This window comes from Kocuria atrinae C3-8, assembly GCF_000286355.1.
Taxonomy (GTDB): domain Bacteria; phylum Actinomycetota; class Actinomycetes; order Actinomycetales; family Micrococcaceae; genus Kocuria; species Kocuria atrinae_A.
The window spans coordinates 1-12,485 of the sequence record NZ_AJXN01000028.1 but is presented as its reverse complement, the minus strand read 5'-3'; the positions used below and the strand labels follow the sequence as shown (position 1 = coordinate 12,485).

General features: G+C 63.3%; 9 protein-coding genes and 5 pseudogenes. 12 read left to right on the top strand and 2 right to left on the bottom strand.

The window, feature by feature from the left end; genetic code table 11:
- Nucleotides 1-58 precede the first annotated feature (58 nt).
- The gene (locus YO9_RS0103745; RefSeq protein WP_016996299.1) at nucleotides 59-727 is read right to left on the bottom strand and encodes a potassium channel family protein; all 669 of its coding nucleotides are present in this window, start codon (nucleotides 725-727) and stop codon (nucleotides 59-61) included.
- Nucleotides 720-2,161, bottom strand: a pseudogene (locus YO9_RS0103740) (TrkH family potassium uptake protein). Before YO9_RS0103740 ends, YO9_RS0103745 begins: the two are co-directional and overlap by 8 nt.
- Nucleotides 2,162-2,392: 231 nt before the next feature.
- On the opposite strand from YO9_RS0103740, the pseudogene YO9_RS0103735 reads away from it, so the two are divergent.
- From YO9_RS0103735 to ccsB, 12 genes and pseudogenes are all read left to right on the top strand, one after another.
- Nucleotides 2,393-3,539, top strand: a pseudogene (locus YO9_RS0103735) (acetoin utilization protein AcuC).
- A 10-nt stretch (nucleotides 3,540-3,549) separates the two neighbouring features.
- Nucleotides 3,550-4,464, top strand: a complete 915-nt coding sequence (locus YO9_RS16645) for an ArsR/SmtB family transcription factor (RefSeq protein WP_016996297.1) — start codon at nucleotides 3,550-3,552, stop codon at nucleotides 4,462-4,464.
- A gap of 42 nt (nucleotides 4,465-4,506) precedes the next feature.
- Nucleotides 4,507-5,847 carry an NADP-specific glutamate dehydrogenase gene (gene gdhA / locus YO9_RS0103725; protein ID WP_016996296.1) on the top strand — a complete coding sequence of 447 codons (1,341 nt, stop codon included), beginning with the start codon at nucleotides 4,507-4,509 and terminating at the stop codon, nucleotides 5,845-5,847.
- An 86-nt stretch (nucleotides 5,848-5,933) separates the two neighbouring features.
- Nucleotides 5,934-6,719 (top strand): FadR/GntR family transcriptional regulator, encoded by a 786-nt coding sequence (locus tag YO9_RS0103720; protein ID WP_031272620.1) that lies wholly within the window; start codon nucleotides 5,934-5,936, stop codon nucleotides 6,717-6,719.
- Nucleotides 6,720-6,872: 153 nt separating this feature from the next.
- Entirely contained in the window at nucleotides 6,873-6,971 is a 99-nt protein-coding gene (locus YO9_RS16640) for a 30S ribosomal protein bS22 (RefSeq protein ID WP_005504750.1), read from the top strand.
- 65 nt (nucleotides 6,972-7,036) lie between these two features.
- Nucleotides 7,037-7,336 (top strand): glutaredoxin family protein, encoded by a 300-nt coding sequence (locus tag YO9_RS0103710; RefSeq protein WP_016996294.1) that lies wholly within the window; start codon nucleotides 7,037-7,039, stop codon nucleotides 7,334-7,336.
- Between the two features lie 119 nt (nucleotides 7,337-7,455).
- Nucleotides 7,456-8,126, top strand: a pseudogene (locus YO9_RS0103705) (histidine phosphatase family protein).
- A 41-nt stretch (nucleotides 8,127-8,167) separates the two neighbouring features.
- Nucleotides 8,168-8,761: pseudogene (locus tag YO9_RS16635) on the top strand (TlpA family protein disulfide reductase); the annotation flags it as partial.
- A 43-nt stretch (nucleotides 8,762-8,804) separates the two neighbouring features.
- A complete protein-coding gene (locus YO9_RS0103695; RefSeq protein ID WP_016996290.1) occupies nucleotides 8,805-9,563 on the top strand; it encodes a cytochrome c biogenesis CcdA family protein in 759 nt (252 codons plus the stop codon).
- Nucleotides 9,560-10,420, top strand: coding sequence for a cytochrome c biogenesis protein ResB (resB, locus tag YO9_RS20540; RefSeq protein WP_317259738.1), 861 nt, complete (start codon nucleotides 9,560-9,562; stop codon nucleotides 10,418-10,420). Before YO9_RS0103695 ends, resB begins: the two co-directional genes overlap by 4 nt.
- The gene (locus tag YO9_RS20535) at nucleotides 10,417-11,241 is read left to right on the top strand and encodes a cytochrome c biogenesis ResB family protein (RefSeq protein WP_317259737.1); all 825 of its coding nucleotides are present in this window, start codon (nucleotides 10,417-10,419) and stop codon (nucleotides 11,239-11,241) included. Before resB ends, YO9_RS20535 begins: the two co-directional genes overlap by 4 nt.
- 7 nt (nucleotides 11,242-11,248) lie before the next feature.
- Nucleotides 11,249-12,398 (top strand): annotated as a pseudogene (gene ccsB / locus YO9_RS0103685) (c-type cytochrome biogenesis protein CcsB).
- The last annotated feature ends 87 nt before the right edge of the window (nucleotides 12,399-12,485 follow it).

Sequence of the window (12,485 nt, the reverse complement as noted above, 5' to 3'; positions counted from 1 at the left end):
CGCATGGCTCCCGACCCGGTGCCGGGGCTCCAGCCTAGGCTCGCGGCTGCGATCCGAACTAGGGCCGCGCGGCGAAGCGTTCGATCAGATCCACGTGACCGGAGACGATCAACAGGTCTCGTGAGGTCACCATGGTTTCCGGGCGGGCGTAGGTGAAGTCCTCGCCGGGAGATTTCACGCCCACCACGGTTACGCCGTACTTGGAGCGCACGTCCGACTCGCCCAGCGTGAACCCCTGAGTCTCGCGAGGCGGGTACATCTTGACGATTGCGAAATCGTCGTCGAATTCGATGTAGTCCAGCAACCGACCGGACACCAGATGCGCGGTGCGGCGGCCGGCGTCCGCCTCCGGGAAGATCACATGGTGCGCGCCGATGCGCGCCAGGATCTTGCCGTGGGCGGGGGAGATGGCCTTGGCCCAGATCCGGTCGATGCCCAGGTCCACCAGGTTGGCGGTGATCAACACAGAGGACTCGATCGAGGTGCCCACGCCCACGACCGCCGCGGTGAAATCGCTGGCTCCCAGCTGCCGAAGGGCGTCGATGTCCGTGGCCTCGGCCTCGACCACGTGCGTGAGCTGTCCGGACATCTTCTGCACCAGAGCGGCGTCGCGCTCGACACCCATGACCTCATTGCCTTGGCGGACCAGTTGCAGGGCGGTGGCGGATCCGAAGCGGCCCAGTCCGATCACCAGGACCGGTGCGGAGTGGGAGGAGTTCTTAGCCAATGATGGGCCTTTCTTCCGGGTAGGAGTACAACCTACGCCGTGATCGCAGCGCGAGTGCCGTGGCTACCGTGTTGGTGCCGATACGGCCGATGAGCATGATGATGGCCAGTACGTATTTTCCGGCGTCCGGGGCGTCCGCGGAAACCCCCACGCTGAGCCCGCACGTGGCGTAGGCGGAGATGACCTCGAACAGCACGTGATCCAGAGGACGGCCCGTGAGCCCCACGAGAATGGCGGAACCGGTGAGCACCACGGTGGCACCCATCATGATGACCGAAATGGCAATGCGCAGCACCGAATCCGGGATGGTTCGGAAGAACGCGATCACGGACTTGTCACCGCGTGCCTCGGCCAGGATCGCCAAGAACACGACGGCCAGGGTGGTGACCTTGATACCGCCCGCGGTGGATGCGGAGCCGCCACCCACGAACATCAGGCGTCCGTGAGCAGCAGGGTGACAGGGGAGGTGTCCGTCATGTCCACCAGGTTGAAGCCACCGGAGCGCATCATGACTGACGCGAAGAATCCGTGGAAGATGCGCTCGCCCACAGGCTTTTCGCCGATCGTGGCCTGGTTGTCCCACTCAAAGCTGGAGAACAGCAGCCATCCGATGACCAGCAGAACACCCGTGGTCAGCAGGGTCAGTTTGGCGTTGAGGTTCCAGCGGGTGAAGCGGAAGCCCGCTTCGCGCAGCACCAGGATCACGGGGAAACCCAGTGAACCCAGAAACACACCGATGCAGATCGGGAACAGGATCAGCCACGAATCCAGGCCCGTGTGATCGTAAGGCACCAAACCGTCACTGTGGGGCGTGAACCCTGCGTTGTTGAAGCTCGAGATGCCGTAGAAGACACCGTGCCACAGGGCAGTGTGGACGGGTTCGCCGGCCACCAGAAAGCCCAGTGTCAGCACCACGGTCAATGCGGCCTCAATGGTTATGGAGGTGACCACGATGATGCGCAGCAGCGAACCCACTTCGCCCAAACGACCGATGTTGAGGGCCTCCTGGGTGATCAGCTTGGACTTCAGACCCAGTTTCCGTCCGATGGCCAGCGCCAGGAGCGAGGTCATGGTGAGTGTGCCCAGGCCACCGATCTGGATGGCCACCAGGATGATCACCTGTCCGAACAGGGACCACTGGTCCGCCGTGGACACCGTGGTCAGTCCGGTCACGGTTACGGCGGAGGTCGCGGTGAAGATGGCGTCCGCGACACTTGTGTTCTTGCCGGGTGCCGCAGACACGGGCAATAACAACAGGGCAGCAAAGGCCAGGTCCACGATCACGAATACGATCACGGCCAGGCGGGCCGGTGAGGAGTTGGCGATTCCGTCCACGAAATCGCGCAGCCCGCGCGCCATGCGTGTGGGGAGCGGATCGTTGGGGATTGTTGCGGGGTGTTCGGGGACCGGGTCGGCCTCTTCGAGCTCGCTCACCGCACCTCCTCCAACGTCACAAGCGATGAATCCATAGTGGCTGCACGCGGGGCAGTCAGGACATTATTGCCCTAATTTCTTCGTCACAGTGCAATGCACGGCCCAGCGAGGCGTGGTCAATGGTCTAATGGGAGTGTGAGCCCCGCAACAAACGGTAAAGGCGCCGTGTACCCCACCAGTGTTTATTGGGATCCCCAGTTGCTCAAGTACAACTTTGGGGATTACCACCCCATGCGTCCGTCCCGTCTGGACGCGACCATGCGGCTGGTGCAGCAACTGGGCTTGGACACTGCGGAGAACGTGCGCATCGAAGTCCCCGAGGTCCCGGACGATCAGGTGCTCCAGCTGGCTCACTCCGCGGAGTACGTGAAGTCGGTCCACGCCGTGTCCGAAGACCCCACGCGGGAAATCCCGGAATGTGGGCTGGGCACGGAGGACACCCCCGGTTACGAGGGGATTCACGAATCCAGCGCCCGGCTGGTGGGCGGCACGTATCAGGCGCCGTGGACATTTTGGACGGCAAGGCCGTCCACGCCGTCAACTTCGGCGGCGGCATGCACCATGCGGCACGCGACAAGGCCAGCGGTTTCTGCGTCTACAACGACTGCGCCGTGGCCATCCAGCATCTGCTCGACAACGGTGTGCAGCGCGTGGTTTACATCGACGTGGACGGCCACCACGGTGACGGCACCCAGTCCATTTTCTTTGACGACCCCCGCGTCATTACCATTTCCCTCCACGAGACGGGCCTGTCGCTGTTCCCCGGAACGGGTTTTGCCAACGAGATCGGCGAGGGCCAGTGCGCGGGCACGTCGGTCAACGTGGCCATGCCCACCCGCGCGGACGATTCCCAGTGGTTGCGCGCCTACGACGCGTGGTGCCGCCTCTCGTCCGCGAGTTCCGTCCCGAGGTGATCGTGTCCCAGCACGGCTGCGATTCCCACTTCCAGGACGAACTCACGCACTTGCGCGTCAGCATCGACGGCCAGCGCCAGATTGCCCTGTCGATATCCGAACTGGCAGACGAGGTGTGCGAGGGGCGTTGGATCGCCACAGGTGGCGGCGGTTACGACTGCCACGACGCCGTACCGCGCTCCTGGGCACACCTGGTTGGCATCGCCAGCGGCCATCCGGTCGCCGTGACCACTGCCATTCCGCAGGATTGGCGTGACTACATGAACGAGAAGTACGGCGGTCACGCACCCGAGATGATGGGTGACAACGTGGATCTATGGTGGCGTTCGTGGGAGATCGGCTTTGACCCCAATGACGAGACCGACCGGTCCATCATGGCAACGCGCAAGGAAGTCTTCCCCCAGTGGGGCCTGGACCCTGGTACGACTGAGTCTGATTGGGGCCTGATCAGGATTCACGTTTAGGGTGATTCCTATGGCCAATGATTCATATTCAGCTCTCTCCGATCCCACCCGCCGGCGGATCCTGTCCGCACTCCGCAACGGCTCACGCCCGGTGGGAGAGTTGGTCGAAGAACTGGAAGTCTCCCAGCCAACCGTCTCCAAGCACCTCAAGGTGCTGCGGGACACCGGACTGGTGGCAACGCGCGCTGAGGGTCAGAAGCGTTTCTACAGCGTGGAACCGCAACCCCTGCGAGACGTCACGGCGTGGATCGAAGATCTACTGACCGCAGCTGCCGAGTCTGCTGAGACCGCCGATGCGGAGAAAACGGCAGAAACCGTCGAGAAGGCAGAGACCGCCGAAGCGGTGGCACCGTCAGTCACCGAGCAAACATCCGAGGATGGCGCGGTTGAACTGGAACCTGTCGAGGCCACTCAGGACTCCGACGAAGACGCCCTTCCTGCCGCCGAGGCCCCCGCCCCGGAGGAGCCCCGGAACCTCCCGTGGTTCACTCAAGCGCAGGCCGTGGAGGAGCACGAACAGGACCGCGTGGAAGCGGAGATCAGCGAAACCTCCGAGCCGCTGGAATCCGAACCCGAGGTTGCAGAAGCACCAGTATTCAATGTGATTACAGACGAAGAAGCCGAAATTGGGCAGGAAAATCTGCAAGAACTTCTGGAGGATTCCGAAGTTTCCAACATCTCAACGCTTCCTGATGCTGTTGCCTTGGACACGGAGGTCGAGGTCACAGGCGCTAGTGTGGGGGCTAACACCGACGTTATGTCCGCTGAGTCCAGCGCGGATTCTGACGAGTCCGATGATTCGAACTCCACGAAACCCGAGTTCGGGATTCCCCCTGCACGCAGCGGAGGCGCACGCCGACGTCAAAGTGGTCTGCTGTCCACTCTGACCGGGTTCCGGCGGCGCGGGCGCAGCTCGCGGCGTTGATGGCGCGGTGAGCACCTACAACCGATAGACGGCAGGAGACCCATGCACGAGAATTTGATTCCGGTTCGGCAGGCAGTCATTGCTCGCAACCCCGGCGAGTCCGAGTTCCATCAGGCAGTCGACGAAGTCTTCGAATCGCTGGGCCCCGTGGTGGCACGCCACCCCGAGCTGCTCGAGTCGGCCATTCTGGAGCGCATCTGCGAGCCCGAACGCCAGATCATTTTCCGTGTGCCCTGGACCGACGACAACGGCCGCGTGCACATCAACCGCGGTTTCCGCGTGGAGTTCAACTCGGCGCTGGGCCCGTACAAGGGTGGCCTGCGCTTCCACCCCTCGGTGTACCTGGGCATCGTCAAGTTCCTGGGATTCGAACAGATCTTCAAGAATTCCCTGACCGGCATGCCCATCGGCGGCGGTAAGGGCGGTTCGGACTTCGATCCCTCCGGGCGATCCGATTCCGAGATCATGCGTTTCTGCCAGTCCTTCATGACCGAGCTGTACCGCCACATCGGTGAGTACACGGACGTTCCCGCCGGTGACATCGGCGTGGGTGGCCGCGAGATCGGCTACCTGTTCGGCCAGTACAAGCGCATCACCAACCGTTACGAATCCGGTGTTCTGACCGGCAAGGGCCTGGCCTGGGGTGGTTCGCTCGTGCGCACCGAGGCCACCGGCTACGGCACCGTGATGTTCGCCGAGGAAATGCTCAAGACCCGCGGCCAGGACATGGACGGTCGCGAAATGCTCGTGTCCGGTTCCGGCAACGTGGCGATCTACGCGATTGAACGTGCACAGTCACTGGGTGCCAAGGTGCTCACTGCGTCCGACTCCAGCGGCTACGTGGTGGACCCGGACGGTATCGACCTGGATCTGCTCAAGCAGGTCAAGGAAGTGGAACGCGCCCGTATCAGCCAGTACGCCGAACGCAAGGGCGGCCGTGCACGGTTCGTCTCGGACGGCTCCGTGTGGGACGTCCCGGGTTCCGTGGCTCTGCCGTGCGCCACCCAGAACGAGCTCAACGGCCGCCAGGCCAAGAAGCTGCTCGCCAACGGCGTTGAGGTCGTGGCTGAGGGTGCCAACATGCCCACCACCGCGGAGGCAGTCCGTATCTTCCAGGACGCAGACATCCTCTTCGCGCCCGGTAAGGCAGCCAACGCCGGCGGTGTGGCAACCTCCGCACTGGAAATGCAGCAGAACGCTTCCCGCGATTCGTGGACTTTTGACTACACCCAGCAGCGTTTGCAAGAAATCATGCGCGGTATTCACCACCGTTGTGCTGAAACCGCCGATGAATACGGCATGCCCGGCAACTATGTGGCCGGCGCGAATATTGCCGGATTCATCAAGGTGGCACGCGCAATGTCAGCCCAGGGTCTGATCTGATTTCCCAGTCATACCCAGTAAGCTCGTGAGTCGAAGCATCTGCTGAGGTTGGCACGTGCTCGACTGACGATTTTAGGCTGGTGACCATGGCAACTCATCGTGAGGTTCTGCAATGGCTCGAGAACGAGCTGTTCGACGGCAACCTTGTGCTGGGTCAGCAACTGCCCACTGACAAAGACCTCGCGGCAATCTTCAGGGTCTCGCGTAACTCCATGCGGGAGACCCTGAAGGTGCTCGAGTCTCAGGGGATCATCAAGCTCTTCGATGGACCGCACCGGTCCATCCTGCCCATCCTGGTGCGCGAGCCGGCGGCCTCAGCGGGGCCTGCCCTGCAGCTGCACATGGCCACGTCTGAGTACCCATTGCGCGACATTGTTCAGGCCCGCATGGAATTGGAATCCTGGTCGCTGGAGAATGCGTCGGAAAAACATGTTCCGCTCGCGGAATTACGCGCCATCATGGCGGAAATGGACCGCGACGATCTGGGTTTGAAGCAGTTCCACAATTTATACGTGAGCTTTCATATTGCCCTGGTCAAGTGCTCCGGCAATACCGCGATCACGGCGTTGTTCACCGCACTGCGCGATTCCGTGTACGAATACACCATGGCGCTGGTGGGCCACGTCCCGCTCTGGTCGACGACCTCCAGCCGGATCCGCGCAGAACACCGTGCGATCTGTAGTGCACTGGAGGCCGGTGACTTCCAGATGGCCTCGCGGTTGACCGTGGAGCACATCACGTACCAGTACCAGGAGGCCGGGGTCGATCCCGATCGCGGTCGTAACGGTGAGGCGGATGACCAGGGTGATGCGGCGGCGTCGGCGGAGAATGCCCCGGTGGGCTTGAAGGGCCGCCGGCAGGCCAGCGCCTGATCCCTCATTTTCAGGGATTCGCCCCACAGGCGGTAAGGTGGATCAATAGTTTGCCGTTCATCGGATTTTGCCGCCTGGTTTGACCGGCGGCGGGGTGGTGTTCACGCACGACCCGAACAAACAGCCAACGTCTACAACAATGCGAGGGATCCTATGGGTTCAGTCATTAAGAAGCGCCGCAAGCGTATGTCCAAGAAGAAGCACCGCAAGCTGCTTCGCAAGACTCGTCACCAGCGTCGCAACAAGAAGTAAGCGACTTCGCGGTAGGCCTCGTTCCATGCGGAACGGGGCCTTTTCCGTACCCGTAGCATGGGCACATGAGCTCGCTGCAGAATCCCAAGAAGCCGCTGCTGTCTGCAGAAAACTGGGCGGCCAATCCGCCGGCGCATCGAGTGACGTTGCTCACCAGGGATGGTTGTCATCTGTGCGAGGACGCCCGGACCGTGGTGAGGGCCGCGTGCCAGGACACCGGCAGTGAATTCTCGGAAGTGGACATCACCACGGACACCGCGCTGCTGCGCGACTACGCGAATTACATCCCGGTCGTGTTCGTGGACGGTGCCCCGTGGGATCAGCTGCGCATCGACGAGAAGCGGTTGCGCGAGATCCTGAGCTGATCTAGGGCCGGGTGAGGGGAGTGCTGAGCTGGAATCGCAGGGTGATCGGTGCCAGTTCCGTTAGTTCCCTAGGAGGCCGCTGAATTGGGCGGGAGCCGGGGTTTTGAGAGACTGTAACCATGCCTTCTGCGACCGTTCATTTGCTGCGCCATGGCCAGGTTCACAACCCTGACGCCATCGTTTACGGCCGCATGCCGGATTTCCATTTGTCCGAGCTCGGTGCGCGCATGGCGGAGGCCGCTGCGGCGGACTTCAGGGAGCGCGTGAACCAGGGTGACCGCTACGTTGTGCTGGCCTCCTCGCCGCTCACGCGTGCCCGGGAAACCGCAGCTCCCGTTGCCCGTGAACTCGGGTTGGACGTGGTCACCGAAGAGCGCATCATCGAACCCCGCAATCACTTCCAGGGCTTGCACGTGGACGGCCAGGAACTGGCCAACCCTAAGCACTGGCCCTACATGCTCAACCGCTGCGTCCCTCGTGGGGCGAGCCCTACCGACAGCAGGTCGCGCGCATGGCTGAGGCCGTCCGCGATCTTGCCCGCCGCGCGGTGGAGATCGGTGGCGACGGCGCTCAGGCCATTGCCGTATCCCACCAGTTGCCGATCTGGTTGACACGCTTGTCGGTCGAGGGCCGTCCGCTGCCGCACGACCCCCGGCGCCGCGAGTGCAATCTCGCGTCCGTCACCTCCCTGACCTTTGACGACGTGGATGAGCCGGCCGTTCCGCGGGTCAGTTACCGGGAGCCCGCGGCGCACTTCTACTCAGGCGTCAACCAGCTTCCCGGCTCATAATTGCTCCCGAATCCCACCCCGTACCGTCAGGTGACATCTCCGTGAAATTGGCCAGAGACCGTTCCGCTCAAACCGCTCGTCCGCGCCGTTCGCGCACTCGCGCTGCGGCGGCGTCGTTGTCCGTGTGCGCCGCGCTGGCACTGACCGCGTGCGGTGGCTCGGGCTCGGACAATCTGGCGCAGCAGGCCAATGAGGGCGGCAACAAGGGCTACGTGGCCGGGGACGGCTCCGTGAGCGAATACGCGCCCGGTGAGCGCGGAGAACCGGTCGAGTTCGAGGCCAAGATGTTCGACGGTTCCACCGTCTCCGCCGAAGATCTGCGCGGTGAAACCACCGTGCTGAACTTCTGGTACGCGGGCTGCGCGCCGTGCCGTGCGGAGGCTCCCGATCTGGTGAGCCTCGCAAAGGACTACGAGGGCGACGCCACATTCATGGGCGTGAATCTGCGCGATCAGAAGGCCACCTCGGAAGCCTTCGAGCGCACCTTCGAGATTCCTTATCCCTCCGCCTCGGACCTCAACGGCGAGGTGCTCCTCGCGTTGAGCGACTATGTTCCGCCGCAGGCCGTACCCACCACCCTGGTGCTTGACTCCGAGGGTCGCGTTGCGGCTCGCGTGTTGGGAAAGGCTGATCATTCCACCCTGAACGCCCTCATCAAGGACACGGTGCCGAGACGGTATGAGCGGCAATCCCTTCGCCGAGGTCATCCTCGACGGTTCACTGATTGCCGCGCTACCCGTGGCGCTGCTCGCGGGACTCGTCTCTTTCGCCTCACCGTGTGTGCTGCCGCTGGTCCCCGGGTACCTGGGATATGTGACCGGCTTGACCGGCGTGGATCTGCAGGACCAGAAGCGCGGCCGCGTGTTCATGGGCGTGCTGCTGTTCGTGCTGGGATTCTCCGCGGTGTTCGTGTTGATGTCCGTGGTGTTGGCCCAGTTGGGTGCCTTCGCGTGGTTCCTGGGGCAGCAGTGGATCATGGTGGTGCTCGGTATCCTCGTGATCCTCATGGGCGTCGTGTTCATGGGTGGTTTCTCGTGGTTCCAGCGCGATCGCAAGATCGAGCGGAAACCACCGCCCGGGCTATGGGGCGCGCCGTTGCTCGGCATGACCTTCGGTCTGGGGTGGGCGCCGTGCATCGGACCCACCTTCGCCGCCGTGCAGGCACTGGTTTACGTGGACGGTGCCTCCACCGGTAAGGCCGTGATCCTCACGACCGCCTACTGCCTGGGACTGGGCATCCCGTTCGTGCTGATTGCCCTGGCGCTGCGCCGGGGGATGGGCGCCATGAAATTCTTCCGCCGTCACCGTCTCACGCTGCAACGCGTGGGCGGTGCCGTCCTCGTGCTGATTGGTCTGGCCATGGCCACGGGCATATGGTCCGCTCTGGTCTCCTGGATTCAAGCCGAGTTCGTAACCGATTGGGTGATGCCGATATGACGCAGGTGCGCGACAAGCGTGACCAGAAGGGCAACCGCAACGATTCTCCAGCGGTGCCCGCACTCGGCCCCCTGGGGATGCTCCGGTGGGCGTGGACACAGCTGACCAAGATGTCCACGGCACTCGTGCTGTTGCTCATGCTGGCCATTGCCGCGGTGCCCGGTTCGATGTTCCCCCAGCGCATCCAGGACCCGGACGCTGTCAACACCTACATCGAGGCCAACCCCACCTCCGGCCCGTGGTTGGATCGCTTCCAGTTGTTCGACGTGTTCTCGTCCTACTGGTTCTCCGCGATCTACCTGTTGTTGTTCATTTCGCTGGTCGGTTGCGTACTTCCGCGTGCGGCCCAGCACTACAAGGCGTGGCGCTCCAAGCCACCGCGCACCCCCAAGCGGCTCACCCGCCTGCCGCAGTACCGCCGCGTGCTGCTGGGTGGGCGCGATGGTGCCGCGGCGCCGTCGCCGTCGGAAGCGATCCAGGACGCAACCAAGGCACTCAAGAAGCGTGGCTACCGCGTGGAGGCCCGCGATCTGGACGGCGAGACGCCGTCCGTGGGTGCCGAGCGCGGCATGTGGAAGGAAGTGGGCAACATCCTCTTCCACGTGGCGCTGCTGGGTGTCCTGATCTCCGTGGCGATCGGCTCGCTGTTCGGGTACAAGGGCCAGAAGATCATCATCGAGGACGAGTCCTTCGTGAACACGCTGGTGGCCTACGACTCCTTCACTCCGGGCACCAACTTCAACGCGGATTGGCTCAACCCGTTCTCGGTGCGCCTGGACAATTTCCAGGCGACTTCCACCGAGACACCACCGACCCCGCGCAGTACGGAGCTCCCACGGACTTCGAGGCGGACGTGACCGTGACCGATGAGTCCGGTGCGCAGGAGAAGAGCGAGAAGCTCAAGGTCAACGAGCCCCTCAATGTGGGCGGCACCAAGCTGTACCTGGTGGGCAACGGCTACGCCCCCGTGATTCGCGTGACGGACGGCGAGGGCGACGTGGCGTATGAGGGTCCCGTGGTGACCATCCCCACCGACTCCGTTTACACCTCCTCGCTCGTGCTCAAGGTGCCGGACGCCGCTCCGGACCAGCTCGGTTTCGTGGGTCTGTTGCTGCCCACAGCGGTCATGGACGAAGGCACGATGCCCCGCTCCGTGGACCCGGGGCTCAGCAATCCGGTGCTGATCATGTCCTCCTACTTTGGTGATCTGGGCCTGGACAACGGTGAATCCCAGAACGTCTACGTTCTGGATGTGGATTCGCTGACAGAGATGAATTCGATGATGTCCGACAACGGCGCCATCACCCTGGACGGCGCCAACCGTTCGGCCGAGCTGCCGGACGGCAAGGGCACCATCGAGTTCGTGGACGTCAAGCGGTACGTGGGATTGGACATCCACAACGATCCGGGACGCATCCCCGCGTTCATCTCGTTCGTGGCCGCTTTCGTGGGACTGATCATGTCCCTGTTCATCGCCCGTCGCAGGGCGTGGGTGCGCGCGTATGTGGGCCAGGACCACAATGGCGTGCAGTGTACTGTTCTGGAATACGGACTGTTGGCTCGCGGTGAGGATCACCGCTTGGGAGCGGAAGCCGAGAAGCTGACAGCCTTGTGGACCTCGCTGTGGGAAGACCGCGGTGTGCGCGATTTCCCCCTCAACTCGTCAGATAAGGCGTGAGTGATCTATGGGTAGCAATATCAACGAAACGTTAGGTGTCTGGAGCGAGTGGTTCATGCTCCTGGCGGCCTTCACCTACCTGGTCGCGTTCGTGGCCTTCGTGTGGGACATGGCCTCGCACTCCAAGGCCATCGGCAAGGCTCAGCGCGACGCCGAGCGGCAGGGCGCCACCAATCGTGAGGACTCCAGGGAGCTCGTGGGCGCTGGTTCGCGCGGCGGTTCCGTGAGCGCCTCGGCCACCTCGTCTGGCCCCAGCGCGGGTGACGACGCCGCTCGTCACGGTGGCGCCGGTTCCGGCACCTCCGCGGGCGGTCCGGTCGCAGGCGAGTTCCGCACCACCGCGGACGCTCGCTCCAAGGGAGCCGACGAGTTCGAGGCCCTCAACTACAAGGACTCCATCAGCCGCCCGGCAGCCCGTGCGGCCGTGGTGGTCATGGGCATCGCGTTCCTGCTGCACGCCTTTGCCGTGGTGGCCCGTGGCATTGCCGCGGACCGCGTGCTGGGCCAACATGTACGAGTTCTGCTCCACCGGTGCACTCGTGGTGGCAGGTGTCTACCTGGTCACTCTGATTTTCAAGGACCTGCGTTTCGTGGGTCCCATGGTCACCGGCCTGGTGCTGCTCATGCTGTGCGCGGCCACCATCGCGTTCCCCACCCCGGTCTCGCCGCTGCCCCCGGCGCTGCAGTCCTACTGGCTGATCATCCACGTGTCCATCGCCGTGGCGGCCTCCGGCCTGTTCACCATTACCTTCGCCATGGCCGTGCTGCAGCTGCTGCAGTCCCGTCGGGAGAAGAACATGGCCATGGGCGAGGACACCAAGCTGGGCTTCCTGCGCGTGGTTCCCAACTCGACCACCCTGGAGAACTTCGCGTTCCGCCTGAACTCCGTGGGCTTCGTGTTCTGGACCTTCACCCTGGCCGCCGGCGCCATCTGGGCCGACCAGGCCTGGGGTCGGTTCTGGGGCTGGGACACCAAGGAAGTCTGGACCTTCGTGATCTGGACCGTCTACGCCGCCTACATGCACGCCCGCGTGACGCGCGGCTGGAACGGCAACCGTTCCGCGTGGCTGTCGATCGTCGGCTACCTCTGCGTGGTCTTCAACTTCACCGTGGTCAACGTGTACTTCCCGGGTCTGCACTCGTACTCGGGCCTATAAGCGCGTGGTTTAAGGTTCCCTATTACCGATTCCATACCGGAAATCGGGGATAACTAACCATAGATCTAAGGAAGTCCCGTAGCTCTC

What these genes read in the sequence shown, in the direction of transcription:
- YO9_RS16645 (WP_016996297.1), top strand. Translation starts at nt 3,550, where the DNA reads ATGGCCAATGATTCATATTCAGCTCTCTCCGATCCCACCCGCCGGCGG.
- gdhA (WP_016996296.1), top strand. Translation starts at nt 4,507, where the DNA reads ATGCACGAGAATTTGATTCCGGTTCGGCAGGCAGTCATTGCTCGCAAC.
- YO9_RS0103720 (WP_031272620.1), top strand. Translation starts at nt 5,934, where the DNA reads ATGGCAACTCATCGTGAGGTTCTGCAATGGCTCGAGAACGAGCTGTTC.
- YO9_RS16640 (WP_005504750.1), top strand. Translation starts at nt 6,873, where the DNA reads ATGGGTTCAGTCATTAAGAAGCGCCGCAAGCGTATGTCCAAGAAGAAG.
- YO9_RS0103710 (WP_016996294.1), top strand. Translation starts at nt 7,037, where the DNA reads ATGAGCTCGCTGCAGAATCCCAAGAAGCCGCTGCTGTCTGCAGAAAAC.
- YO9_RS0103695 (WP_016996290.1), top strand. Translation starts at nt 8,805, where the DNA reads ATGAGCGGCAATCCCTTCGCCGAGGTCATCCTCGACGGTTCACTGATT.
- resB (WP_317259738.1), top strand. Translation starts at nt 9,560, where the DNA reads ATGACGCAGGTGCGCGACAAGCGTGACCAGAAGGGCAACCGCAACGAT.